Here is a 24,439-nt window from a genome sequence, read left to right on the forward strand (position 1 = left end):
CCCTTCCCGTTCGACGAATCGACAACGCAAGGAGTGCAGGATGCTGTTTCATGTGGAAATGACCGTTCGCCTGCCGGCGGACATGGATCCGGTCAAGGCGGCCACGCTGAAGGCCGAAGAAAAGGCGATGTGCCAGCGGCTGATGAACGAAGGCACGTGGCGCCATCTGTGGCGGATCGCCGGGCAGTATGCGAACGTCAGTATTTTCGACGTCGAAAGCGTGCAGCAGTTGCATGACGTGCTGAGCCAGCTGCCGCTGTTTCCGTATATGGAGATGGAGGTGCGGGCGCTGTGCCGGCATCCGTCTTCGGTGCGGGACGACGATCGGTAAGCAGCGACGAATCGCGGCCGTGCCCCACGGCCGCGAAATGGCACGAGATGCCACGAGAAGCACGACCCGGGCGGCCGGCGATGTCACGCAGGCCGCCCGGGTCGTTTGCATTCCGCGTCCGGCATCTTGCGTATGGCGGCGGTTGTCCGTGCCGCCCCGCGTCGGGGTGTGCAGCAGCCGTCAGGCGGTCACGTGTGCGGCGAACCCCACCTTCCCCGGCGCGATGTCCTCCTTCAACGTCAGCGCCGGAATCTCGTAATCGCCCGCGTTCTGCCGGCGAAACGGAATCGGCGGCGTGGTCCACAGAGCGTCGAGACGCTGGCCGAGCGCCGTACAGGTTTTGTCGAAGCGCGCGGCGTTCATCTTGCCCGTCTGATAGATCACGAACGGCGGCAGCACGTCGAACCCCGGGTAATACAGCACGCCGTGCTGGATCGGAAACAGCAAGTCGTCGATCGGTCCGTTGATGCCGCGCGGGCTGTAGTGCGACTCCCACCCGCCCGTCGTGACGACGATCATCGCGCGTTTGCCGGCCAGCGAACCTTCGCCGTAGCGATCGCCCCAGTGCGTATCGGAATGCTCGCCGACGCCGTACGCAAAACCGTACGCGTACACGCGCTCGAACCAGCCCTTCATGATCGCCGGCATCGAGAACCACCACAGCGGAAACTGCAGGATCACCGCGTCGGCCCACTTCAGCTTGTCCTGCTCGCGCGCGATGTCGTCGCTTTGCGTACCCGCCGCGAACGCGCGCCGCGAATCGAGCGACGGATCGAACCGCGCGTCGGGCGCGCGATCGGTCACGTCGTTCGCGTCCAGCACCGCCTTCCAGTTCATCGCATACAGGTCGCTCACCTGCACCGCGTGGCCGGCCGCTTCGAGATGCGCGACGGCGAAATCGCGCAGCGCGCCGTTCAGCGAACGCGGTTCGGGATGGGCATACACGATCAGCACATTCATCTTCGTCACTCCGTGGATTGAATGACTGCAGGATGCGGCCTCCGACGGTATATTTGAAATGAATTCCTGATATTCCAGGTATAGCCATGAATAATCTCAGAAGGCTCGATCTGAACCTGCTCGTCACGCTGGACGTGCTGCTCGCCGAGCACAACGTCACGCGCGCGGCCGAGAAGCTGAACATGTCGCAGCCGTCGGTCAGCGTGCAGCTGCAGAAACTGCGCGACGTGTTCGGCGATCCGCTGCTGCTGCCCGGGCCGCGCGGAATGCGGCCGACCGCACGCGCGGAAGCGCTGCGCGAGCCGTTGCGCGATGCGCTCGAAGCGGTCGAGCGCGCGGTGATTCCGGCCACGCCGTTCGATCCCGCGACCGCAACGAACACGTGGCGCGTGGCCGCGACCGACTACGGCGAATCGACGATCGTGCTGCCCGCGCTGCACACGCTGCGTTCGGCCGCGCCCGGCACGCGGCTGGCCGTCGTCGAACTGGTGCCGCCACGCATCGAACAGGATGCCGAACGAAACGGCATCGACCTGGCCTTTCATACGACCGAAGGGTCGCCACCGGACATGCGGCGCCTGCCGCTGTTCGTCGAGCGCTACGTGCTGATCGGCCGCGCCGGCCACCCGAAGCTGAAGCGGCGCCCCACGCTCGCGCAGTTCGGCACGCTCGAGCACGTGATCGTGTCGCCCGACGGCGGCGGCTTCTTCGGCGTGACGGACGAAGCGCTCGCGAAGGTCGGGGCCACGCGGCGCGTCGTGCTGTCGGTGCCGCACTTCCTGTTCGTGATGTCGGCCGTCGCGAGCACCGATCTCGTCGCGATGCTGCCCGAGCGGCTGGTGCGCGACGTGCCGGCGCTGCGCGTGGTGGACGCACCGGTCGAGGTGCCCGGCTATGAAATGTCGATGCTGTGGCACGAGCGCGTGCATCGCGATCCCGCGCATCGGTGGCTGCGGGAGACGATCGCGGCGGCGGTGTAGATCGTCCGTCTGATCGACGCGATCGCCCGCATCGATCGCCGATGCGCGAAATCCTGCATTCGGGGCTTGAAACCGCGCCGAACACTGTATATATTTACAGTGCTTTTGCACCATTTGACCCGAATTCCGTCATCCACAGACGAACGGACTTTTGTGAGGCGACCATGTTCCAGGCTTCCGCATTCGATCCCGAGCAACCCGGCTTCAATCCCGTCCACTTCGAGCGCGCCGCGCAGCGGGCGGTCGTCGATCTGCAGCGTGTCGTCGGCGGCCCCGCGCAGCGGGCGCTGGGCCTGCGCCGCCGCACCCACCCGGCGGCCGTGCGCACGATGAGCTGGCAGGCGCTGCTGAACGTCGAGGAGCTGGCGTTCTCGAATGCCGGGTTCCTGAACCGCAACGATCCGACCGTCGTCGACGCGTTCATCCGGCTGCGCGACAGCCGGCTGGTCGCCGCGGACGTCGAGGAACCGGTCGACTGGCACCGCGACGACGACGATCTGCCGGCCGTCTACCTGATCGTCAAGGCGATGCTCGAAGCGGAAGCGGAAGAGCGGGCCGAAGCGGCCTGAGTCGCGCCGGTCGGTCGCGGGCACGGTCTGCGGGTGCGCGCCGCCACGTTGCGTGGTGGCGCCATCGGCGCCGCGGTTCGTCATGGTTGCCGCGCCCGCGAATGGGCGCATCCGTCCGCCAACCGTCGCGCACACTGATCATCGCCACGCGACGATCATCCGAATCGGCCACCGCAACGGCCGCCCGTTACAACCGCGCCGCCAGCCGCGCACCCTGATCGATCGCACGCTTCGCATCGAGTTCGGCGGCCAGCTCCGCGCCGCCGATCAGGTGCACCGAGCGCCCGGCCGCCTGCAGCGGCGCCAGCAACGCGCGCTGCGGCTCCTGCCCCGTGCAGAGCACGATCGTATCGGCTTCGATCAGTTCGTGATCGGTGCGCTGCTCGCCGTACGACACATGCAGCCCGCGCGCGTCGATCCGTTCGTAGTTCACGCCGCCGATCATCTTCACCTGTTTCATCTTCAGCGTCGCGCGGTGAATCCAGCCGGTCGTCTTGCCGAGCCCCTTGCCGAGCGGCGCGGCCTTGCGCTGCAGCAACGTCACTTCCCGCGCGGGCGCCGACACCTGCGCCCGCGTCACGCCGCCGCGCGTCGCGGCCGGGTCGGTCACGCCCCACTCGGCCTTCCATTCGTCCAGATCGAGCGCCGGCGACTCGCCGTCCTGCACCAGATATTCGGCGACATCGAAGCCGATCCCGCCCGCGCCCACCACCGCGACCCGCCGGCCGACCGGCTGCTTGCCCGCGAGCACGTCGATATAGCTGAGCACGTTCGGCCCGTCCTGCCCCGGAATCTTCGGGTCGCGCGGCGCGACGCCGGTCGCGAGCACGATCTCGTCGTAGCCGCCCGCGATCAGGTCGCTCGCGTCGACGCGGCGGTTCAGGTGCAGCTTCACTCCGGTCAGCTCGACTTGCCGACCGAAGTAATTCAGCGCTTCGCGAAACTCTTCCTTGCCCGGAATCCGCTTCGCCATGTTGAACTGGCCGCCGATCTCGGCCGCGCCGTCGAACAGGTCGACCTGATGGCCGCGCTGCGCGAGCACCGTCGAGCACGCGAGCCCGGCCGGCCCCGCGCCGACCACCGCGATACGCTTCGGCTGCGACGCAGGCGTGTATTTCAGCTCGGTCTCGTGGCATGCACGCGGATTCAGCAGACACGACGCAATCTTGTTCTTGAACGCATGATCGAGGCACGCCTGGTTGCAGCCGATGCAGGTATTGATCTCGTCGGCACGGCCCTGCGCGGCCTTGACGACGAACTCGGCATCCGCGAGCAGCGGGCGCGCCATCGACACCATGTCCGCGCAGCCGTCCGCGAGAATCTGCTCGGCCACTTCGGGCCGGTTGATCCGGTTGGTCGCCACGAGCGGGATGCCCACTTCGCCCTTCATCTTCTTCGTCACCCACGCGAACGCGCCGCGCGGCACCGACGTCGCGATCGTCGGCACGCGCGCCTCGTGCCAGCCGATCCCGGTGTTGATGATCGTCGCGCCCGCGCGCTCGACCGCCTTCGCGAGCTGCACGGTTTCGCGCCAGTCGCTGCCGTCCGGAATCAGGTCGAGCATCGACAGCCGGTAGATCAGGATGAAATCGCGGCCGACCGCTTCGCGCGTGCGCTCGACGATCTCGATCGGCAAGCGGATGCGGTTCTCGTACGCGCCGCCCCACTCGTCGGTGCGCTTGTTCGTGTGCATCGAGATGAACTGGTTGATCAGGTAGCCCTCGGAGCCCATGATCTCGACGCCGTCGTAACCGGCTTCGCGTGCCAGCGTCGCGCAGCGCACGAACGCGCGGATCTGCCGCTCGACCCCGCGCGCGCTCAGTTCGTGCGGCGCGAACGGCGAGATCGGCGACTTGATCTTCGACGGCGCGACCGCGAACGGGTGATACCCGTAGCGGCCCGTATGCAGGATCTGCAGCGCGATCTTGCCGTCCTCCGCGTGCACGGCGCCGGTGATCTCGCGATGCCGGCGCGCGGCGGCCGACGTCATCAGCGTGCCGCCGAACGGCTTGGTCCAGCCGGCCACGTTCGGCGCGAAGCCGCCCGTCACGATCAGGCCGACCCCGCCGCGCGCGCGTTCGGCGAAATATTCGGCGAGGCGCGGCAGCGTCTTGCGGCTGTCCTCGAGGCCGGTATGCATCGAGCCCATCAGCACGCGATTCTTCAGCGTCGTGAAGCCGAGATCGAGCGGGGCGAGCAAGTGGGGAAAGGGTGTCGTCATGATGAGTCGGCCAATAAGCGATGGCTGCCATCGTAGGCGCGCGCTGCCTTGAACGTGAGGGGGCAAACAGCCATAATGCTTGTCATTTCCGGCCAAATCGACATGACTTCCCCGTCTCGCAAGGATCGCCTCGGGCTGCGCCGGCCGACGATTCCGGTCGCCTATACGCGCCTGCTGCTGCAGGCGCTGGCCGCGCGCGGCGTCGACCTGGCGGCCGTGCGCGCCGGCACGGGCCTGCGCGACGCGGTGCTGGCCGAACCGGACGCGCGCGTCGCGCCGTCGCAATGGGGGCGGCTCGTGCTCAACGCGATCGAAATCGGCGGCGATCCGGGCATCGGGCTCGCGTTCGGGCTGCTGCTGAAGCCGACCGTGCACGGCTTTCTCGGTTATGCGACGTTGACCGCGCGGGACATCCGTGAAGCGCTGTCGGTCACGCAGCGTTACTTCCGAATGCGCAATCGCCAGTACCGGCTGACCTATGCGGAAGACGAACGCGGCGCGACGCTCGAGTTGCACGGCGTGCAGGCGAATCCCGTCCTCCAGCATCACGTGATGTTCGAATTCGTGCTGACCGGGCTCGCACAGAACATCTCGCAATGGTCCGGCCGCGTGTCGCCGCCGATCACGCTGCAATTCGCATGGCCGGAACCCGCGTATTTCGCGCGCTATCGCGACCAGTTGCCGCCGGTGGCATTCGGCTGCGCGGCCAACGCGCTGTGGATCGCGCGCGATGCGCTCGACTGGCCGCTACCGCTCGCCGACGAAGTCGCGCACCGGCAGGCGCTCGTGCAGGTCGAGCGCGAATATGCGCAGGTGCGGCAGGAGGAAGGCGATCTGGTCGAGCGCGTGCGCGCGGAACTGGCGCGCGCCGCCGGCGATTATCCGGGGCCGGACACGCTCGCCGATGCGCTGCTCGTGTCGACGCGCACGCTGCGGCGCCGGCTGGAGGAAGCCGGATCGAGCTATCGGCAATTGCTCGACGAAGCGCGGTTTCGCGACGCGAAGCAGTTGCTCGCCGCGTCGGATCTCGATCTGAAAACGATCGCCGAGCGGCTGCAATTCACCGACCCGGCGAATTTCACGCGTGCGTTCCGGCGCTGGGCGGGGCAGACGCCGAGCGCGTTTCGGGAAGCGGCTGCGAGGTGATCGCGTCAGCGGCGACCCGGGCACCGGCGCGAATAACGCCGAACCGCCGGCGGGAGGAGGCGGGTGCGGCCGCGCGCGGATCGCAGTGCCACGCGCCAGCCAACCCGTCGTCCGACAATGCCGGACGGTGGGCCGAAAGCTGTGGCGTATGATGGGCGCCACATCAAAACGACGTCGCGCGGACCCGCGCCCTCTCCGACCCATGCCCAATCGCACCACCCTGATCGAGGCCACGATCGACCGTGTCGATACCAACCTCATCCGAGTCAAGGCCGATGTCAGGAAGCACCCGCCATACCGTTTGACGATGCAGAACATCTGCTACTTCGTCACGGCCAACGACGTCGACGAAGAAGCATTCAAGCAGATCGAGAAACTGAGGCCCGGCATGTCGGTGCGTGCGTGCACGTTCGAGCATCGCGGCCGTCGCCGAATCGCGTGGATCAGGAGCGGCAGCCTTGCCATCGCGCCGTACGACGTGCGCGCGCAAAAGCGACGGAACCTGTCGCTGCTCGCCTGGGCGTCGTGCCTGGTCGTGCTGAGTCTGGGTACCGCTGCCGCGGCACTCCATTCGGGCTGGGCGTTCACCTCGGCACTGGCCACCGTCGTGGCCATCGTCGGTCTGGTGGGCAACCTGGTCGCCATCGGCGGCTTGTCCGACCTGATCTTCCAGCCGCAGCGACGCGAAGCCCAGGATTGCTGGCTAGGCGAACCGTCCGGTTTCAGCGCGGAGCGGAGTAGCCCATGACGAACCACGACATGCAGATCGTATCCGGCCGCGTGACGGCAATCAGTCAGCAATCGATCGAGACGAAGGTCTGGAGCAACAACCTGGGCACGACGACGCAAAGTATCGAGGAAATCACGCTCAAACTCGATTCGCTCGCGTCCCCCCTCGTGTTCAGGACCAACCGGACGACGCGCCTGTTCATCGCCGATGGCGATCGATTGAATGTCGCCTATGCCGGCGACCAGGATCGCCAGTTCATCTACGGCATTCGCAACATGACCGACGGTTCGGCTTATCTGCTGCGCCCCGCCAAAGTCGCCGGCGCCCGAACCGACCTTTTCGTCATGCTCATTTGCGTGATCGGCGCGGCCGTCGTCAGCGGAATCGTATCCGCGGTGACGCTCAGCATGGAATCGACGTTCGACGTGTTTGCGCTGATCAGCGCGAGCGTAATCGGCTTGTGCGTGCTGAGTGCGATCCTGCGCATCCTGTTCGGCGTGATCGTATGGCCCGAAATCAGAAGACTGGCGCAGCCGGGCGGCAAACGTGAAATGAACGCGGCAGCTCAAGCGCTGTCGCTCACGCAGGAAGAAACCCGACACGTGCGCTTCATCTGACCGGGACAGGTGCGGCTACCGCGCGGCGAACGACGCTGCTCGCTCCGGATCGCATCGCCGCGGCCACCACCTGACTCGCCGTCAGTTCGCGCCGCTCGTTCAGGTCGAACCGAATCGGCCCGAACGCGCATCAGTGCCCAGATAAATCCGCGCGCCGCCGTCGCCCTCGCCCGCTTCGATCCGCACGTCGCCGGTTGAAGCGACGATCGCGTCGTACACGTCATCACCGACGCACACCACCGGCACCGCGATCGCATACAGCTCGGCGGCCACGATCGCGCCGATCGAGATGATCAAGTCGCGCTCCTTCAACACGATCCCGACCGGCCCCGTGCCATTGCGCACCGCTTCCGCGAGCACGCTGCTGCTCGAGCTCGAACCCTTCGCGTGCGGCATCACCATCACCTTGCCGGCGAGGCTCGCGCCGGCCTGCGGATGCCCGCGGTCGACGATCCGGCCCGCGCCCGAGTCGTAGCCGCCCCAGAAACTCAGCGGCTTGTCGAGGATGAACGGGCGCGCGCACGCGCTGCCCGGCACGAGCGTGTCGCCCGTCAAGAATGTGCCCGTCGTTTCAGTCATCGAATCGCACCTTGCCTTCGTACGCGGAGCGCACGCATTCGCGCATGCTGCCGTACGCGACCGTCACGCCGATGTTCGCGGGCGCATACGACGCCCATTTCCCCGAGTTGGTCATCACCAGCCCCGACAGTTGCTTCATCACCGGCGTGATGTACGTGCAGGTATCGACGACGATCTGGATGCCGCGCGCGGCGAATTTCTCCGCGAGGCCGGCTTGCTCCAGTTCCCACAGAATGAAGCGGCTCGTGTTCACGTAGAAGTCGCACGCCGGCTTGCCGTCGAACGCGTCGAGCAACGTGTCGAGCGTGCGGAATTCGGCCAGCGAAAAATGCGGCGTGCCGAGCGCGACCGCGACGAGCGCGTCGCCGGCCGCACCGTGATTCAGCGTGCGGCGAATCTCGTCGAGATCGGCCATCGCGATATCGACCGTGCGCTGCGCGGCGCGGCCGTGCAACGCGGCGTCGAGCGTCGGCGCCTCGGGCGTCACGCCGACCGCATGGAACAGCGCGACGGCCCCGCTCGACGCGGCGGCCGCGCCGAGCGCCTTGAGTTCGTCCTCGGTGGTGTCCGCCGGCAACCCGACGATCGCCGGCACGACCGCGCCTGCGACCTTGCCGACCGCCAAACCGAGCGCGGCGAAATAGATGTCGCGCGACGGCAAGCGGCTGAAATCGGGCGCATTGAACACGATCCGCGCGGCGCGGTTCGCGTCGACATGCAGCCCCGCGTACGGCGCGCGCCCGGTGATCGCGGCGGCCAGATCGAGAAAATCGCCGTAGCGGCTCGTGCGTGCGCCGAGCACCGAGTTCGCGAACACGATCGCATTCGATTCGGCCCACGCGATCTGCTCGCCCTTCGCCGGACGATTCTTCAGCTGATACGGCGCGCACGTGAAGCTCGATTCGCAGCCGAGTTGCAGATGCGCGTCCATCAGGCGCTGCGCATCGCGCTGGATCGTGCGGTCGCCGTGGTACAGCTCGGGATGGATCAGGTCGAGCGACCCGACGTTCAAGGTGGTCGGCACCGCGACCTTCGCGCCCGTGTCGACGAAATAGTCGACGAAGTCGAGGCTCGTCTGGCCGTGATACAGACAGCCGTCGATATGGGCGGACGTAATGTCGATCAGGTGCGGCGCGGACATCACCTGCGCGGTGCGCGCGACGATCCGCATCGCGCGGGCGACGCCGTCGCCGAAATCCCCGCGCAACATGGCGTCGTCGCGGTCACTCAACTGCAGCATCGGTTGCTCCTCGTGACGCGTACCGGCGGCGGCGCCGGTTCGTGAAATCAGTCAGAGGACTCTACAACTGGAAATAAAAACTGTCCAGATCACCATCAAACCGGACATTATTAAAACCAATTCCAGCACTCGACTACTTCCAAGCCGACCAATGGCCTGAATTTCGCGCCAGTTGATCGCCACACCGCCACGCCAGCCCCCGCCTACCGTTCCGCCGTCAGGCTGAACAATTCATTGCGCAACGCCTTCGCGCGCTCGCGGCCGAACTGCGTGTCGAATTCGTCCTGCGCGGCCTGCCACGCGACTTTTGCCTGCGCGAACGTACGCTCGCCGAGCTTCGTGAGGTGCAGCGCATGCGCGCGTGCATCGTGCTCGGACGCCGCCGTCGAGACGAAACCGTCGCGCTGCAACGGCTTCAGCGCACGCAACAAGGTCGTGCGGTCCATCACGAGCATGTCGGCAAGTTCGCTCATCAGGAGGCCCGGGTGGCGCGTGAGGTTCGCCATGATCGAGAACTGGGCGGGCGTGACGCCGACCGGGGCCAGATGGCGTTCGTACAGTTGCGTGACGAAGCGCGCTGCCTGACGCAGCGCGAGACAGTTGCACGCCTGGGCAATCGAGGTGTCGTTCATGTTCGGCAATTTATATGTGCATATGCATAAAGTCAATGTACACTCCGCCGTAACAGCGGCCGGCGGCCGGCCATCGCGTCAAGGAGACCGACATGGACTACATCGACAAGCTGCGCATCTTCCGGTCGGTGGTGGAGATGCGCAGCTTCACGCGCGCCGCCGACATGCACGGCCTCGCGCGGCCGGTCGTATCGCGTGCGGTCGCGGATCTGGAGGCGCGTTTCGGCAGCCGGCTGCTGCACCGGACGACCCGCCAGGTGTCGCTGACCGAAACGGCCGAACGCATCTACGAGCGTTGCGCAGCCGTGCTCGACGAACTCGACGCGCTGGAAGTGGAAGCGCAGACGCACACGCGCGAGCCCGAAGGCCTGCTGCGCCTCGTCGCGCATACGACGGCCGCGCTGAACCGGCTCGTGCCGCTGATCGCCGGCTTCAAGCGCGCGCATCCGAACGTGCGCCTCGACGTCACGCTGACCGAGCGCCCGGTCGATCTGGTCGGCGAAGGCTACGACATCGGCATCGTCGTGCCGTACATGCTGACGAGCGAATCGACCGTCGTGCGGCTGGTCGAGCGCATTCCGGTCGTGATCGTCGCGACGCCTGCGTATCTGCAGACGCATGCGCGCCCCGAGACGCCGGCCGACCTCGCCGATCACGCGTTCGTGCCGATCTCGCCGTCGCTGCGCCGCCCGGCGCTGTCGTTCCGGGTCGACGGCGACATGCTCACCGTGCCGTTCCGTTTCGACATCTCGTCGAACAGCCCCGTGTTCAACCGCGAAATGGTGATGCACGACTTCGGCATCGGCGTCGTCCCGAAGACGCTCGTCCAGGCCGAACTCGCATCGGGCGCGCTCGTGCAGTTGCTGGAAGAAGCCGATCTCGTCGACGCGTTCGTCGAAATCAAGCTCGCGTACGCGAACCGCGCGCTGCTGCCCGCGAAGGTGAAGGCGTTCATCGACTACACGGCCGCATACTGCGACCGCGAAGGCTGGATCGTTCCAGCGGCGGCGTGACGCCGGGCGCGCGAATGCGCGTTTCCGACGCCGATTGATACAGCCACGACACCAATCTGATCCCGCCGCGCCCCTCGCTTCGCGCCGCGTCGCCACCTAACATGTGCACATGCACAAGACCACGCTCACCGATGACGATTGCTTCGCGGTCCGGCAAGCCGCCCGGCGGATCTCGCAGTTCTACGAGCGCTACCTGTCGCGGGCGGGCGTCACGCCGTCGCAATACAGCATCCTCGCGCTGCTGCGCGAACGGCCCGGCCTGACGATGGCGACGCTGTCGAACGTGCTGGTGATCGAACGCACCGCGCTGTTGCGCGCGCTCAAGCCGCTCGTCGGCGCGGCGCTGGTGACGGGGCGGATCGAGCCACCGTGCCGCGGTCAGACCTTCGCGCTGACCGCGCACGGCGAAACGAAGGTGGCCGATGCGCACGTGCACTGGCTCGCCGCGCAGGAAGCGTTCGAGCGGTGCTTCGGGTCGGTGCAGGCGGCCCGACTGAGAGACGAATTGTTCCGCATCACGCACAACCTGCCGGAACGCTGACCCCTTCCCCGATCGACGTCGTGCGGTCGATCGTTTTGATAAGTGCATATACATAGGTGAATCGATGGATACGACCCAAGACGCTGCCTCGTCACGCGAAGCAGCCACAACCGAGCGGCCCGCGAAGCAGCAACGCCGCGTGCCGTGGATGCGCATCGCGGTGGGCGCCGTCGTCGTCGTGGTCGCGGCCGCCGTGCTCGACTGGCTGTTCGTGCTGCGCTTCCAGGAAAGCACCGACGACGCGTATGTCGGCGGCGACGTGACCGTGCTCGCGCCGAAGGTCAACGGCTTCGTCGACAAGATTCTCGTGACCGACAACCAGCGCGTGAAAGCCGGCGACGTGCTCGTGCAGCTCGATGCGCGCGACTACGACGCGAAGCTCGCGCAGGCCAGCGCCGAAGTCGACAGCGCGCGCTCCGCGGTGACCGAACTCGAAGCGAAGCAGCAACTGCAATTCGCGGTGATCGGCCAGCACGCGGCCGACAAGAACGCGTCGTCCGCCGAGCTGACGCGTGCAGCGTCGGACCGCGTGCGCTACCGCGAATTGGTGAAGTCGGACGCCGTATCGAATCAGATCGTCGAGCGCGCGGATGCCGATTACTCGAAGGCCGGCGCGGCCGTCGAACGCAGCGACGCCGCGCTGCTCGCATCGAAGCGGCAGCTCGACGTGCTCGGCGCGCAGCTCGCCGATGCGCGGGCCCGCGTGAACACCGCGCTCGCCGCGCAGCGCGTCGCGGCGCTCAACGTCGAATACACGACGATCCGCTCGCCGGTCGACGGCTACGTCGGCAACCGCACGGGGCGCGTCGGGATGCTCGCGAACGTCGGCGTGCCGCTGCTGACGGTCGTGCCGGCCTCCGGCCTGTGGATCGACGCGAACTTCAAGGAAGACCAGTTGCGCAAGATGCGCGCGGGAGACCGCGTCGACGTCGCGCTCGATGCGTCGAGCACGCGCCTGCACGGCCGCGTCGACAGCCTCGCGCCCGCGACCGGCGCGACCTTCAGCGTGCTGCCGCCCGAGAACGCGACCGGCAACTTCACGAAGATCGTCCAGCGCGTGCCGGTGCGCGTGCATCTCGATCCGCAGCCCGGTATCGAGCAGGTGCTGCGCCCCGGCCTGTCCGCGGTCGTGACCGTGCATACCGACCACCAGCACTGAGCGGGAGCCGACGATGACCACCGCGTTTTCCGGCGACCCGGCGTCGCAACCGACCAGACAGCGCGTGTTCGCGTTCGCGCTGATGTGCGTCGGCTTCTTCATGGCGACGCTCGACATCCAGATCGTCGCGTCGTCGCTGCGCGACATCGGCGGCGGGCTGTCCGCGAGCCAGGACGAACTGTCGTGGGTGCAGACCGCGTACCTGATCGCCGAGATCATCGTGATCCCGATGTCGGGCTGGCTGTCGAAGGTGATGTCGACGCGCTGGCTGTTCGCCGCGTCGGCCGTCGGCTTCACGATCACCAGCATGCTGTGCGGGCTCGCGTGGGACATCAACTCGATGATCCTGTTTCGCGGGCTGCAGGGCGCGCTCGGCGCCGCGATGATCCCGACCGTGTTCACGACCGCGTTCGTGCTGTTCCCCGGCAGGCAGCGGCTGATCGCATCGACGACCATCGGCGCGCTCGCATCGCTCGCGCCGGCGATCGGCCCCGTGATCGGCGGCTGGATCACCGATCAATGGTCGTGGCACTGGCTGTTCTACCTGAACCTCGTGCCGGGCATCGCGGTCGCCGCGCTGGTGCCGCGCTACGTGCATATCGACGCGCCCGATCTCAGCCTCATCAAGCGCGGCGACTATCTCGGCATCCTGCTGATGTCGGGCTTCCTCGGCTGCCTCGAATACGTGCTCGAGGAAGGCCCGCGCAAGAACTGGTTCGGCGACGACGCGATCGTGATCTGCGCGTGGATCTCCGGCATCTGCGGCTTCCTGTTCATCGTGCATGCGCTGACCGCGAAAGACCCGATCGTCGACCTGCGCGCGCTCGCCGTGCGCAACTTCGGGATCGGCAGCCTGCTGTCGTTCGTGACCGGCATCGGGATCTTCGTGACCGTGTTCCTGACGCCGCTGTTTCTCGCGCAGGTGCGTGCGTTCAGCTCGCTGCAGATCGGTATCGCGCTGCTGTCGGTCGGCGCGTTCCAGTTGATCGCGCTGTGCGCGTATGCGTTCGCCGCGCGCTACGTCAGCATGCGTGCGCTGCTCGTGTTCGGGCTGATCTGCTTCGGCCTCGGCTGCTACCTGTACACGCCGATCACACACGACTGGGGCTGGCAGGAATTACTGCTGCCGCAGGCGCTGCGCGGCATCGGCCAGCAGTTCAGCGTGCCGCCGATCGTGACGATGGCGCTCGGCTCGCTGCCGCAATCGCGCCTGAAATCGGCGAGCGGGTTGTTCAACCTGATGCGCAACCTCGGCGGCGCGATCGGTATCGCGGTGAGCGCGACGATGCTCAACGACCGGCTGAATTTTCATTACTTGCGCCTGAACGAACACGTGAGCGCCGGCGAGCCGCAGGTCGCGTCGCTGCTCGATCGCCAGGCCGCGTACTGGGGATCGGTGGCCGGCAATACGCTGAACACCGCTCAGGCCGGGCTCGCGAACCTGCATCGGCTGATCTATCGCGAAGCGCTGACGCTCACCTATGCGGATGCGTACTACGCGCTGTCGCTGTGCTTCGTCGTCGCGCTGCTTGCCGTCGTGTTTTCCAAACCCATTACGTTGAACGCGCCGCCGCCGGACGCGCACTGAGGCCCAGGGATCATCATCATGAAGAAGCTACTCGTCGCGCTGGCCGTCAGCGCATTCGCCGCCGGCTGTGCGGTGCAGCCCGCGCAGCATCCGGCGCTGAACGACTCCGTTCAGACGCTTGCGCCCAGCGCGTGGGATACCGACGTGCCGCGCGCGGACATTGACGCGGCCGCCTGGTGGGCGCAGTTCCACGACCCCGTGCTCGACCGGCTGATCGCGACCGTGCTCGACGGCAATCTCGATCTGCAGGCCGCCGCCGAGCGCGTGAAGCAGGCGCAGGCGCTGACCGTGCAGAAACGCGCGGTGCTGCTGCCCGAACTCGACGCGACCGCGCATGCGGCCGACGCGCGGCAGAACACGCCGCCGCCGCTCGGTTATGTGCGGCAGGCTGGGGCCGGGCTCGCGCTGAGCTGGTCGCCCGATGTGTTCGGCGGTGAACGGCTCGATTTGCTGGCCGCTCAAGCGGAGTTGGTCGGGCAAAAGCACGCGGAAGATGCGATGCGCCTCGCTCTCGCGGCCGACGCGGCATCCGCGTATGTCGATCTGCGCTGGGCGCAGCAGGAACTGAAGATCCTGCAGGACAACGCGAAGATCCGCCAGCATGCGCTCGAACTCACACGCAAGCGGCAGGCGTTCGGGCTGTCGACGGAGCTCGACGTGACACGTGCGCAGAACCAGCTCGACGCGCTCGAGGCGCGGATTCCGCCGACGCAGGCGCAGATTTCGCATCAGCTCAATCTGATCGCCGTGTATTCGGGGCGGACGCCGGAATCGGTCGATCGGCTCGTGTTGGCGCAGGCCGGGGAGATTCCCGCGCCGCCGATTGGCGCGCCGGGGACGTTGCCTTCGCAGGCGTTGTTGCGGCGGCCGGATGTGCTGACTGCCTATGCACAGGTCGAGCGGCGTGCAGCGCAGGTGGGCGTGGCGAAGGCCGAGCGGTATCCGAAGTTTTCGTTGAACCTGACAGACGGGATTCTGGCGGCTTCCTATCTCGGGCTGCCGACGTTGACCGATAACCTGTTCAGCGCGGCACTGAGTGCGACGAGCCCGATCTTCAACGCGGGGCGGATTACCGCCGATATCTCGCAGAGCGAAAGCCGGATGCGCGAGTCGGAACTCGGGTTACGGCAGACGATGCTGCAAGCGCTGCGGGAAGTCGAGGATGCGCGTGCGAATCTCGTCAGTTCCGATGAGGCGACGCGAAGGCTGGGTAGCGCATTGGCGGCTTCCGATAAAGCGCTCGGGCTGGCGAATCAGCTCTATAAGGGCGGCGCGACGGATTTTCTGGATGTGCTGTCGGCGCAGGAGGTTTATTTGCGGGATTCGGACTCGCTCAATCAGGTCAAGCGCGAACATGCGCTCGCGGCGGTGGCGTTGTATCGGTCGCTTGGGGGTGGGTGGAGCAGGAATGAGGCGGCGGGTGGACCGCGGGCGGAAACCGAAGCTGTGGCAAAGAACTAGGTGGGATCACGATGCGGGAGCCTGTCAGACTTTTAGTGTGCCGAGGTCATGAAACGATAACGGAACTAACGTCCTATGACCGATGCAACAGTGATCAAGAAAAGCAAGAATCCGAAGGCGCCGAAGGTGTTTCCCGACGAACTGACGATCAGTTGCTTGCCCAGGTTCAGGGCAAGAACGCCGAGTCGATCCTGGGGCGAATCGGGGCTTGGCCGGCCAGCTCGGGAAGTGGTTGGCCGAGCGCATGCTCGCGGCCGAGATGAGCCACCATCCGGAAGCCGGGACCGAGCAAGGCACGGCCGGCAACCGCAATGGCACCCGCACCAAGACGTTCCTCACGCCCCAACGGCGAACTGAAGCTGGATATTCCGCATGACCGGCAGGCAACGTTCGAACGGCAATTGGCCGGCAAGTATCAATGCCGGCTGCCCGGCTTCGATGATCACGTCATCAGCATGTATGCGCGCGGCATGAGCGTACGCTTGATTCAGGGCCATCTGCGGCCACTGAGCTTTGCGGACACCGATTTCCTGAACCCGAATCTATCGAAGAGGCCGCGGGACAAACTCGCCCGCACGTTCACCGCGGAGCAGGCTCAGGCGATTCACTCCTTTGTCGAAGCCCTACCGATAGAAATCGTACCGATGGTCATCCACTGCGAAGGTGGCCATTCACGGTCATGCGCCGTCGCCTTGGCACGCCATCGGCTATATGGCTATCAAGCGGATCAAACATCTTGCGCACGCCACCCCTGCAATCGTCCGCATCATGATAGGAAATGACCGTACAACTCATCGCGAGCGGCAACGAGCCCGTGGCTGATACGTTTCAACAACCGCGCCCGTTGCCCTGCAACAGGCAGCGACGCGCCGTCATGTCTTTATTGAACCGAGAGCCTGGGACGAAATCAGCTTTGGCAGTGGCTCACATTTACATTGGCACAAATCGTTCTCTAATGCGACCTGCTTACCCATCATCGTCATCGCACGTGGCGAGCCGTCGCTTATGATGACACCCGTCGTGCCACAGGCGGGACATTGAACCGGGGCGCCCAGATAAGCGAAAGGTTGGCCTTGCAACGAGGTGCCGGCGATACCGTCAACCACAACACCGTTGCGGTCGGTCTTATCGCCCTGACGAATGAACCGTCGGCTCATGCTGTAAGGCCGTTGGATGGCGTCGCAGCATTGCACGCCCGCTCGATATCGTCCGGCCATACCGGTTCGCGGCAAGTCAGTTGGGCGAGCCAATGCAATAGGGATTGAGAGAATGCGGGAAGTGCCCCGACCGCCACCACCAGCCACACTATCGGATTGCCCGACTTAAGTAGGCCCGAGGTTCCGTCGAAATTCAACCTCAGCGAATTGCGCAGGGAGGCTCCCTTCGGCAGGAACTCGGTCACCGGGGGCAGCGAAGCGGGGCCTTCTTCCATAAATCGCCGGTAGAACTCAAAGTCCTGGTAGAGGACTTTCATGACCTCCTGTCCCCCGACGCTTCCCTCATCGGACGACAGGACAACTCGCGTTCCCATCGAGAATGTATCCTTGACCATCCCCTTGTCGTCAAGAACCAGGCAACGAACCACGCGCGGCGCCGTGCGCGTGGGGCCGCTTCTGGGTTTGCGTTCGACGTACAGGAAGGCGCTATCCCAGGGTACCGATACAACCCCGCCAGGGCCATTGTGCTTGAACGCGTAAATCATCCGGTCACGCCGGTTAAACCGGACGGGCTTGCAGGTGTAATTGAAACAGTCGCGTGTCAATGCCCAAATGCCAATTCCCGAGAAACCGAGCGCGACAAACAAGAAAAACGAAAGCACTCCATAAATGAGCCCCAGTTGTCCCCGCTGCTCGTAGATAGGAGGTACATGAGTCATCATCCAAAGAAGGGCCGCCGTGAATGCCAACGAACCGAGCCCCGGTAACATAAACGCAAAGACCCCCCAGCCCTTCTCCGAATAGTTTCCGTCTCGGACCTCTAGGCAAGTATCGCTCATCGAGAATACTGAACGCTCATCCTTAGCCGTGTCAGACGCAGGCTGTCCGATTGCGAGGCGGGCAGCCTGCTCCTCCTCGCTGACCGGCCGGTTCAGGCGGTACCACGAGAGTCCGTCAAATGCCATCTTTTTTCTCCATCACGAAAGCATTGCCGTAAATGCCTTTTGGTCTTCGGCCAGAGTGGGGAACCGCTCTTTGGCCTCTTTCAGACCAAAAAAACATCGCTCAAGCCACTCATCCACTTCCTTACCCTTGAAGTAGTTGATGAGGATACCAATAAGGGCAGCGATAAGCAGAAGCGGCAGGGCCACGACCGCTGCAGCGGATGCCGAAAGGAATATGACAGAGTAAGCGAGGGCAAGACCGACAACCGCTGATGCGGCATCCAGTATAAACATCGTCACATTACCTTCCTTGAAATCCTGCACGGCATGATAGATGTCAATCGCAGCAGACACGAGCCCAACCACCGCGCCGCCGTACCTCCCCGCGACGTTGAGGAAACGTTCTAGTCGAAGCCAGCCTGTACCCAACTGAGCCCCAGCCTTTCCGACGGTGTCAATTGCAGCCGAACCATATTGCGCAACACTCGCCACGAGTCCACCAATGGCGTTGTTGAACTTGATGCCGGCCTCCGATTGATTGAACCGATTCGCCTTCTTCAATTCTTCCCGAGCAAAGCGAAGATTGATAGCACTGAATATCGCCCCGATGCCCGCAAACCCAGGCTCCCCCTTCGTCATGAGCCTAAATTTCGGCATGTAAATCGTCTCGACCACGTCGGGTGTCAACGTCGCACTGGCCAATTTCTCGAAGCCGGGTTTGGCTTTGACGCCAGCCAGGGCAGCGGCCTCTGTCGCCGAGCTTTCGACTGGCACAAACTGCTTCGCCTTGATTTCCGGGTCGGCGCCTGCGCCTACGGTGGCCTTGTCCTGAAGCTGCTTTTTCAGGTCCTGCACGCTAATTTTCTGCCGACCCGGCATCATTTCCTGCATCTGACGGGCGATATAGTTCACCCATTGGTTTACCGAACCGTATACGACCTTAAACTCGAACAGCTGTTTCGTTCGCATGCACAGAGTCGCATACAGCACTTTGGTTGCAGCCGTATCTACACTCGCGCTGATAGCTTCAGCCACGGGCCCACCCGTCTCATGGAGCAGCCAGGCCAACGCCTTCGCAACAGCAACCTTGATGCCCTTATCCTTAGACTCTTCCACCTGCTCTATCTTGCTATATGACTCGATGAGCTTCGCCACAAACTCCCTCAGCTCCATATATGGATAACCAGAGACTTCTTTGACCTTCTCGGCCAACACTGGACTATTCAGAACGAACGCCCGCAACAATGGATTGCGAGTATCAGATACGCTGCCTTTAGCCCATTTGACGAGCACATCGACGGCATTCTTGCGGTCAGCCGAGCCTTCGATGCACCGTGTAAATGTGTTGGTATAGTTCAGCCCACATCTCCAGCTTCCCGGCTCGTAATCCGACTCGAAAACGTTCAGCAATGCGGAACTGGACAGCCACGCCTGATGGTCTTGCGACAGCGGTATAAGCGTGCTCGCCTGCTCCGACTTCATCGCGTTCGCCATCTGTTGCCGAAAGTCGACGATAGCCTGCTGCCGATAGTGGGTTGTGTAGGGCTTCCATGCCTCCGGTCCGGCTGTTGCAAGTTCAGATTCCTTCTGCGCCTCAATGCTTTTGAGCCGCTTCTCGAGCGCCTTGCCACCATCGAACAGAGCCCCGAGGCCCATGCCCTCATAAGTATTGGCTTCCAGCATGCCGGCGGCACGTTCCACGTCCTCTTTCGCCGAAACCACGACCGCCTTTTGCAGCGCGTCGATTGCGCTGGAGGCCCATATTCCGTGTTCATACGGCGCAAGCGCTGCGCCGAAAGCAACGCGCTGCTCAAAATTGAGTTCCTGCGTGATGCCAACCGGGTCCCACAACGCGAAGAACAGCCCCTTGTCCGGCAGGATGGAATCCATCGCCTTTTTCAGGGCCGGCTGCTGCCCGGCACGGTCATGGTACGGAAAGCAACCGGTAACGAGCGCATCGGGACGACCGCCCTTGTATTCGCTCAGTAGCCCCTCGAGATGGTCCAGGCTATCCGCGTGCGGCTGGTTCATGCTGCCGTTATACCAGGCGGTTGCATCGAACTTCTGCATCCGCTTGTCACGACAACCCATGAAGTTCTTCGCGTAGGTGTCTCGGACTTTCTGTGTCCAAAGCTCATCGCTGAACGCCAGATACACGGTTCCGGCATGTTCGGCGTCTTCAACGGTGATGCATTGAGCCAGTTGCGCATGCCCAGGTTGGTGGCAACTGAACGGTTTCTCAAAACTACGGTCGAGCTTGATGCCGACCGGATAGTCGTACAAGTATCCTTCCGCCGTAACCGCGTATATCTGCCATCGCTGTGTCTTTGGATAGAAGATATACACGTAGCCGTAGCGCAGGGTGCGCAGCGTGTACTTTGCCTTTTTGAGCGCGATACCGACGACGCCGTCGCCAAACTTTCCGCCCATGAGCGACATCGCGCCAGCAGAGCTGTGAGCCTTGGAGTTGGCCACGACCCCGTAGCGGACAGGCAGAATCGGCAATCCCTTCTTCTTGCACATGTTGCATGAATTCGGCGCACGCGAACTGGTCTGCATCGCGGACTGCGTGAGCTGCGAAATACTCGCAAAATTCGTGTCGAGTGCCATTCTTTATCTCTCTCTCGTGCCGCCACCCGGGCTCATTGATATTGGAGGCTCTCGCGAGCAATCGCTTCCCAGTCTGCCGCGCTCCAGTTCGCTACCGCTTCAGCATACGGGCCTTTCCGCGGCGCCTGCAGAATGGCCCGAACACGCGGGTGACGGTCAAAGCAGGGGGAAACGAGTGTGCCGTGAAGTGCAAAAGCAAGCAGGTCCCCACCGGCGAGCCCGTGAGCCTCTCCTTTTGCAAGTTGCGCGTCGAGCAGCGCCGACATATCGGGACGAGGCGCCGTACCATTGCAACGGAGTAGGTCAAGCCCGCGTTGAACCAACTCGATGCGCGCAATTCGTGCGTGCTGGTCCGCAGTAACCGCGAAGGCGGCTTCCGGTTCGGCCGCGCCGTTGACCACCGTCCAGCCGCTCACGGGGTCGAGGTACGTCCACGTTGCAACCGGCCCCAGAAGCGCATCCATCTGCTCGGCCTTCAAGATGCGACCCAAGTGCGGAAACACGCGCGGGTCGTAGTAGCGGAAGACCGCATCACCCGAAGTCGGCGCCTGTAGTAACAACCGGTTCGACAGATGTTGCTGCAGCCGGCCCGTCGCCTTGCCGCATTCGACAATGGCGCAAACGACCGGCGGCAAGCCATTCTCCAGGTCCGATTCGGCGCGCTCTCTCAACGCTGGCAATTGCCGCTCGGGATGCTCGGCACAGTAAAGCACGGGAGCCACACCCTCGAGTTCGGGACGCGCCGCGGGAACCAACTCACCGACTTCATAGACCGGCGGCACACCAGGCAACTCGGGCTTCCCGTTCACGACTTCGACGATAACGTAGTGAACCATACCGACCGCCCTACACGAGTGCCGAGCCGGCCTGGGCCGCGGCTGCGAACTGCTGGGCGCACGACTTTGAAGGCGCAAGCTGCGCCGACGCGCTATCGCCCGCCGGGCCATCGAAGATGAGCGGACTGCCCTTGACCTCGACCAGCCCCGGCGCATGGATGAAGATCTTACCTTCGGCGATGCGAATCGATGCGCCGCCGGCGGTAAGGGTGATTTCCTTCTGGGCTGTAACGTTCACCGAATCGGAAGTGGACACGACCTTTACAGTCTTGTCTGCCGTAAGTTCGATGTTGTCCGACTGCGCCTGCACTTCGACCTTGCCTTTGCCGGCAAACAGCTTGATACCGGCATTCTGCACGAAGAAGCTTAATTTCTCACCAATACTGGCAATCCACGACCTCGCCACCGAAACGTAGGTGCTCTCTCCGCTAACCAAATTGACGTGCTGGGTAGCTGCTGCGTGGAGCGACTTCTGTGTCGACAGGCCCATGTCAGCCGGGCTCGCAAGCAACATGACGGGTTGCGAAAACGCATTGGCGCTTCCGGTGCCGCCACCCGCTGTCCTGCCGCCCGCCATAGAGCCCTGTGCATCGCTCTGCGTCGTCGCAGCGAAGTCCTTGATGGCGTCCTGTGCATCGTCCAGGGTCTCGGCCTTGCCGTCAGCAGCAGCGAGTGAGCGATGCTGAATCACGCCGCTCGAATCGATAAGGTGTTGCGTGGCTTCCTTCACATCCAGCGGCTGACTCGACGTGCCGCCGCGGGCATAGGTCGATACGTAGAGTCCGCGTCCGGCCCGCAGGGCACCTGACGCCTCGGTCTTCAGTTCGAAGCCAGTGCCAAGGTAGTTGCCGCGCGTATTGCCGCTGTGGTCGATGAGATAGCCGATGTGAAGATATGAATTCGCCGTCGAGCTGAAAAGCTGCGCCCGGTTCTGCGACGTGGAGTCGTCGAAGACGAGTTGATTGAAACCCTGACCGCTGTACTCCTGCGACTTGAAACCGGACAGCAGGCCGTTCGAATGCCAATGTGGCGTGTTGACAGAGTGAAAGAGCACTCCACTGACGACCGGCCGGTCGCAATCCCCGTCGAGGTAATTGACGGCCACTTCCTGCCCGATTCGAGGGACGAACACACCGCCGAATCCCTTGCCGGCGTGCGGCAGTATTACCCGCATCCAGCACGATGACGTCTCGTTATTGCTCCCCAGACGGTCCCAGTGCATCTGAGCCTTCACCCGGTTCAACTCGTCCGTGTACACCTCCTCACCCGCCGGTCCCACGATAGTGGCGGTCTGCATATGCATGACCGGCTTTCTGTGCTCGAACGGGCTGCGGAATGGCACCGAGCGGCGCTGGACCTCGATTTCGGCCAGCACGAAACTTTCATTGCCTAACGGGTCCTTCGATACGAATGCGGCCTGCCGGTCCTTGTATTCGGCACGCAGACGCGACAGGCGTCGCTGCAGGCTACCCGGAAAGGGGCGGCTGTTGCCCAACGGCAGATTGTTCTGGATAGCCCAGCGCACGCCAAGAATCGCGAACTCGCGGTCCTCAGGCTTGTCTGCGTCGTGCTCGGGATGGTCTTCGAGCGTGAACCATCGACCGGCGTCCATGCACGGAACACTGCCCACCCCGAAAAACCGTTTGCTGCGCGAGGCCATCTCTTCCAGCCGAATTCGCATAGCGCGCTCGCCACGGTCGTAGGACTCGCCGGTGACTGGAAAGCTATAGTGGCCCGCGTATTCGTAGACTTCCAACTCCTGCGGGATATCGCCTTGGTCAACCGTGGACCGGTCCGCCCGCTGCAACGTGCGTGCCGGACGTTTGTAATCCGCTGTGCTGAACGCATATCCGACGCTTTGCGTCGTACGCTCGCCGCTCCATTCGACGAGTGTGCCAGCCTGGCCGTCTCGGTCGCCGCGATAGAACGGTACTCGCTGGGTAGCGAGCGCTTTGCAATTGAAGAGGTCGTCGGTCACGACAATCGTATGCGACTTACCGTCCTCTGCATGCTCGACATACGTGAACCATCCCTCCGACTCCATCAACCGATGGACGAAATTGTGGTCGGTTTCGTACTGAGTACAGTACGAGCGAACCGCGCCCGGGTCTTTCACATCGAGCCGGAAATGACCGCGCGCCTGCGAGTGGCCGCTGAACACTTTAGTCAGGATGTCGGCGGTCGTTAGGTCCTGGAAAATGCGCGCGTCCTTGCGGTACTGCAGAAAGCGCATCCACGACGAAAACGAAAGCTGATAGTAAGCGAGTCCCCCGTCCGCTCCGAGGCGTCGCGTTGCATGGACGTAGCCATGCCAAGGCAGGTACGACTCGTCGGCTTGACGCACCCATAATGTGACAGGTTGCGCCATCAGCTTCTTCAAATGAAGCGCGCGCTCCCGGGTCACGACGTCCACTGTGAGCTCGAAATCCCGGCCCACGCGCGATTCGCCCATGGCGCGTTGGGGCAACAGTACCTTCGCCCCGAGGGGCGTTTCCAGGACGAGCGTTCGGTTCGTCTGCTCGATACCCGCGTCAAGCATCAACGAATTGGGCAACCTACCCATCTCGAATATCTCCTCTGGACGAAAAAATGAACGTAAATCGGAGGCAGCGCGAAAGGTCGAAAGATATTTTGCCACAACGACCTATCCGCTTTGATAACAAACGTAAAAACAGTCTCCCGGCAACCGACATCATTTTATGTTTCAATGCTTTCTAATCTTTCGCATCGACAACAAGGGCATTTCTTACAGCAATTAACGCCGAAACAAGCAGCGGACCGACCCCTTCACTATCCAGGATTGAAACGCCCGATCGCTTCGCCTCCTTCAGGAGCATGTGCAATTCTACAAAATGCACGCTAAATCGGTCTCCGAGCAACCGTGTTGAGTTACTCGATTTTGTAGATAAACGTTTCCACTGAGAGGAAAGACCTGTTAGAAATAACAGGCCAGCCAAATTTTATGGAGCATTGCAACCTCGAGCGCGACGAAGACCGACTGGAGTTGACCCTGTAATACCGGACACAGCCTCACACTAAGGTTGCTGAATCCATCGAGCGCCGGAACTCGCGAGGCGAGCGGTATTTCAGCGCGCTATGGGGATGCTTCTCGTTGTAATGCTCGA

At 63.7% G+C, this 24,439-nt stretch carries 21 protein-coding genes and 1 pseudogene; 12 read left to right on the forward strand and 10 right to left on the reverse strand.

All coding sequences use genetic code 11. From position 1 onward, the window contains the following. Positions 1-40: 40 nt before the first annotated feature. A complete protein-coding gene (gene catC, locus H0X91_RS03630) occupies positions 41-331 on the forward strand; it encodes a muconolactone Delta-isomerase (protein WP_006484359.1) in 291 nt (96 codons plus the stop codon). 180 nt (positions 332-511) lie between these two features. Here the strand turns inward: catC and H0X91_RS03635 are convergent, their stop codons facing one another. Beyond that, the gene (locus H0X91_RS03635; RefSeq protein WP_006496025.1) at positions 512-1,291 is read right to left on the reverse strand and encodes an NAD(P)H-dependent oxidoreductase; all 780 of its coding nucleotides are present in this window, start codon (positions 1,289-1,291) and stop codon (positions 512-514) included. 86 nt (positions 1,292-1,377) lie between these two features. Between H0X91_RS03635 and H0X91_RS03640 the strand changes: the two genes are divergently transcribed. Both H0X91_RS03640 and H0X91_RS03645 read left to right on the forward strand, forming a co-directional pair. Beyond that, the gene (locus H0X91_RS03640) at positions 1,378-2,271 is read left to right on the forward strand and encodes a LysR family transcriptional regulator (RefSeq protein WP_006484342.1); all 894 of its coding nucleotides are present in this window, start codon (positions 1,378-1,380) and stop codon (positions 2,269-2,271) included. A 164-nt stretch (positions 2,272-2,435) separates the two neighbouring features. Next, on the forward strand, positions 2,436-2,840 hold the full coding sequence (locus H0X91_RS03645) for a DUF2471 family protein (protein WP_006484347.1): 405 nt from the start codon (positions 2,436-2,438) through the stop codon (positions 2,838-2,840). A gap of 187 nt (positions 2,841-3,027) precedes the next feature. On the opposite strand, the gene H0X91_RS03650 is transcribed toward H0X91_RS03645, so the two are convergent. Further along, entirely contained in the window at positions 3,028-5,061 is a 2,034-nt protein-coding gene (locus tag H0X91_RS03650; protein ID WP_196432808.1) for an NADPH-dependent 2,4-dienoyl-CoA reductase, read from the reverse strand. A gap of 75 nt (positions 5,062-5,136) precedes the next feature. On the opposite strand from H0X91_RS03650, the gene H0X91_RS03655 reads away from it, so the two are divergent. From H0X91_RS03655 to H0X91_RS34920, 3 genes are all read left to right on the forward strand, one after another. Beyond that, entirely contained in the window at positions 5,137-6,207 is a 1,071-nt protein-coding gene (locus tag H0X91_RS03655) for an AraC family transcriptional regulator (RefSeq protein WP_196432809.1), read from the forward strand. 202 nt (positions 6,208-6,409) lie between these two features. Next, on the forward strand, positions 6,410-6,955 hold the full coding sequence (locus H0X91_RS03660) for a hypothetical protein (RefSeq protein ID WP_226245127.1): 546 nt from the start codon (positions 6,410-6,412) through the stop codon (positions 6,953-6,955). A gap of 149 nt (positions 6,956-7,104) precedes the next feature. Further along, positions 7,105-7,554: a hypothetical protein gene (locus H0X91_RS34920; protein ID WP_226245126.1), complete on the forward strand. Its 450-nt coding sequence runs from the start codon at positions 7,105-7,107 to the stop codon at positions 7,552-7,554. 99 nt (positions 7,555-7,653) lie between these two features. On the opposite strand, the gene H0X91_RS03670 is transcribed toward H0X91_RS34920, so the two are convergent. The 3 genes from H0X91_RS03670 to H0X91_RS03680 all read right to left on the reverse strand — a co-directional run bounded on the left by H0X91_RS03670 (position 7,654) and on the right by H0X91_RS03680 (position 10,005). Continuing rightward, positions 7,654-8,133, reverse strand: a complete 480-nt coding sequence (locus tag H0X91_RS03670) for an aconitase X swivel domain-containing protein (RefSeq protein ID WP_034202666.1) — start codon at positions 8,131-8,133, stop codon at positions 7,654-7,656. Further along, complete coding sequence (locus H0X91_RS03675; RefSeq protein WP_034202667.1) at positions 8,126-9,373, reverse strand: aconitase X; 1,248 nt, start codon at positions 9,371-9,373, stop codon at positions 8,126-8,128. Before H0X91_RS03675 ends, H0X91_RS03670 begins: the two co-directional genes overlap by 8 nt. Before the next feature lie 203 nt (positions 9,374-9,576). Beyond that, positions 9,577-10,005, reverse strand: coding sequence for a MarR family winged helix-turn-helix transcriptional regulator (locus H0X91_RS03680; RefSeq protein WP_006484349.1), 429 nt, complete (start codon positions 10,003-10,005; stop codon positions 9,577-9,579). A gap of 92 nt (positions 10,006-10,097) precedes the next feature. On the opposite strand from H0X91_RS03680, the gene H0X91_RS03685 reads away from it, so the two are divergent. From H0X91_RS03685 to H0X91_RS03710, 6 genes and pseudogenes are all read left to right on the forward strand, one after another. Continuing rightward, positions 10,098-11,018: a LysR family transcriptional regulator gene (locus tag H0X91_RS03685; RefSeq protein ID WP_006491760.1), complete on the forward strand. Its 921-nt coding sequence runs from the start codon at positions 10,098-10,100 to the stop codon at positions 11,016-11,018. A 109-nt stretch (positions 11,019-11,127) separates the two neighbouring features. Beyond that, the gene (locus H0X91_RS03690) at positions 11,128-11,559 is read left to right on the forward strand and encodes a MarR family winged helix-turn-helix transcriptional regulator (RefSeq protein ID WP_006491751.1); all 432 of its coding nucleotides are present in this window, start codon (positions 11,128-11,130) and stop codon (positions 11,557-11,559) included. 64 nt (positions 11,560-11,623) lie between these two features. Next, a complete protein-coding gene (locus H0X91_RS03695) occupies positions 11,624-12,718 on the forward strand; it encodes an HlyD family secretion protein (protein ID WP_062909995.1) in 1,095 nt (364 codons plus the stop codon). 13 nt (positions 12,719-12,731) lie between these two features. Then, a complete protein-coding gene (locus H0X91_RS03700; protein WP_196432810.1) occupies positions 12,732-14,306 on the forward strand; it encodes a DHA2 family efflux MFS transporter permease subunit in 1,575 nt (524 codons plus the stop codon). A gap of 18 nt (positions 14,307-14,324) precedes the next feature. After that, positions 14,325-15,767, forward strand: a complete 1,443-nt coding sequence (locus H0X91_RS03705) for an efflux transporter outer membrane subunit (protein ID WP_059722528.1) — start codon at positions 14,325-14,327, stop codon at positions 15,765-15,767. Positions 15,768-15,842: 75 nt separating this feature from the next. Next, positions 15,843-16,277: pseudogene (locus tag H0X91_RS03710) on the forward strand (transposase); the annotation flags it as partial. Positions 16,278-16,639: 362 nt separating this feature from the next. On the opposite strand, the gene H0X91_RS03715 reads toward H0X91_RS03710, so the two are convergent. The 5 genes from H0X91_RS03715 to H0X91_RS03735 are packed head-to-tail and all read right to left on the reverse strand — an operon-like array spanning position 16,640 to position 23,877. Further along, the gene (locus H0X91_RS03715) at positions 16,640-16,924 is read right to left on the reverse strand and encodes a PAAR domain-containing protein (protein WP_080403566.1); all 285 of its coding nucleotides are present in this window, start codon (positions 16,922-16,924) and stop codon (positions 16,640-16,642) included. Beyond that, positions 16,921-17,889 carry a DUF6708 domain-containing protein gene (locus H0X91_RS34925; RefSeq protein ID WP_011694664.1) on the reverse strand — a complete coding sequence of 323 codons (969 nt, stop codon included), beginning with the start codon at positions 17,887-17,889 and terminating at the stop codon, positions 16,921-16,923. Before H0X91_RS34925 ends, H0X91_RS03715 begins: the two co-directional genes overlap by 4 nt. A gap of 12 nt (positions 17,890-17,901) precedes the next feature. Next, positions 17,902-20,478, reverse strand: a complete 2,577-nt coding sequence (locus H0X91_RS03725; protein ID WP_196432811.1) for a T6SS effector BTH_I2691 family protein — start codon at positions 20,476-20,478, stop codon at positions 17,902-17,904. A gap of 32 nt (positions 20,479-20,510) precedes the next feature. Next, positions 20,511-21,314 carry a DUF4123 domain-containing protein gene (locus H0X91_RS03730; RefSeq protein WP_062909999.1) on the reverse strand — a complete coding sequence of 268 codons (804 nt, stop codon included), beginning with the start codon at positions 21,312-21,314 and terminating at the stop codon, positions 20,511-20,513. Positions 21,315-21,324: 10 nt separating this feature from the next. Further along, positions 21,325-23,877: a type VI secretion system Vgr family protein gene (locus H0X91_RS03735; RefSeq protein WP_196432813.1), complete on the reverse strand. Its 2,553-nt coding sequence runs from the start codon at positions 23,875-23,877 to the stop codon at positions 21,325-21,327. Positions 23,878-24,439: the final 562 nt, after the last annotated feature.

The sequence above is a fragment of the Burkholderia sp. 9777_1386 genome, assembly GCF_015712265.1.
GTDB lineage: Bacteria > Pseudomonadota > Gammaproteobacteria > Burkholderiales > Burkholderiaceae > Burkholderia > Burkholderia cenocepacia.

Bases quoted from the DNA above. Each gene is read 5' to 3' on its own strand.
- catC (WP_006484359.1), top strand. From the start codon at position 41: ATGCTGTTTCATGTGGAAATGACCGTTCGCCTGCCGGCGGACATGGAT.
- H0X91_RS03635 (WP_006496025.1), bottom strand. From the start codon at position 1,291: ATGAATGTGCTGATCGTGTATGCCCATCCCGAACCGCGTTCGCTGAAC.
- H0X91_RS03640 (WP_006484342.1), top strand. From the start codon at position 1,378: ATGAATAATCTCAGAAGGCTCGATCTGAACCTGCTCGTCACGCTGGAC.
- H0X91_RS03645 (WP_006484347.1), top strand. From the start codon at position 2,436: ATGTTCCAGGCTTCCGCATTCGATCCCGAGCAACCCGGCTTCAATCCC.
- H0X91_RS03650 (WP_196432808.1), bottom strand. From the start codon at position 5,061: ATGACGACACCCTTTCCCCACTTGCTCGCCCCGCTCGATCTCGGCTTC.
- H0X91_RS03655 (WP_196432809.1), top strand. From the start codon at position 5,137: ATGCTTGTCATTTCCGGCCAAATCGACATGACTTCCCCGTCTCGCAAG.
- H0X91_RS03660 (WP_226245127.1), top strand. From the start codon at position 6,410: ATGCCCAATCGCACCACCCTGATCGAGGCCACGATCGACCGTGTCGAT.
- H0X91_RS03670 (WP_034202666.1), bottom strand. From the start codon at position 8,133: ATGACTGAAACGACGGGCACATTCTTGACGGGCGACACGCTCGTGCCG.
- H0X91_RS03675 (WP_034202667.1), bottom strand. From the start codon at position 9,373: ATGCTGCAGTTGAGTGACCGCGACGACGCCATGTTGCGCGGGGATTTC.
- H0X91_RS03680 (WP_006484349.1), bottom strand. From the start codon at position 10,005: ATGAACGACACCTCGATTGCCCAGGCGTGCAACTGTCTCGCGCTGCGT.
- H0X91_RS03685 (WP_006491760.1), top strand. From the start codon at position 10,098: ATGGACTACATCGACAAGCTGCGCATCTTCCGGTCGGTGGTGGAGATG.
- H0X91_RS03690 (WP_006491751.1), top strand. From the start codon at position 11,128: ATGCACAAGACCACGCTCACCGATGACGATTGCTTCGCGGTCCGGCAA.
- H0X91_RS03695 (WP_062909995.1), top strand. From the start codon at position 11,624: ATGGATACGACCCAAGACGCTGCCTCGTCACGCGAAGCAGCCACAACC.
- H0X91_RS03700 (WP_196432810.1), top strand. From the start codon at position 12,732: ATGACCACCGCGTTTTCCGGCGACCCGGCGTCGCAACCGACCAGACAG.
- H0X91_RS03705 (WP_059722528.1), top strand. From the start codon at position 14,325: ATGAAGAAGCTACTCGTCGCGCTGGCCGTCAGCGCATTCGCCGCCGGC.
- H0X91_RS03715 (WP_080403566.1), bottom strand. From the start codon at position 16,924: ATGAGCCGACGGTTCATTCGTCAGGGCGATAAGACCGACCGCAACGGT.
- H0X91_RS34925 (WP_011694664.1), bottom strand. From the start codon at position 17,889: ATGGCATTTGACGGACTCTCGTGGTACCGCCTGAACCGGCCGGTCAGC.
- H0X91_RS03725 (WP_196432811.1), bottom strand. From the start codon at position 20,478: ATGGCACTCGACACGAATTTTGCGAGTATTTCGCAGCTCACGCAGTCC.
- H0X91_RS03730 (WP_062909999.1), bottom strand. From the start codon at position 21,314: ATGGTTCACTACGTTATCGTCGAAGTCGTGAACGGGAAGCCCGAGTTG.
- H0X91_RS03735 (WP_196432813.1), bottom strand. From the start codon at position 23,877: ATGGGTAGGTTGCCCAATTCGTTGATGCTTGACGCGGGTATCGAGCAG.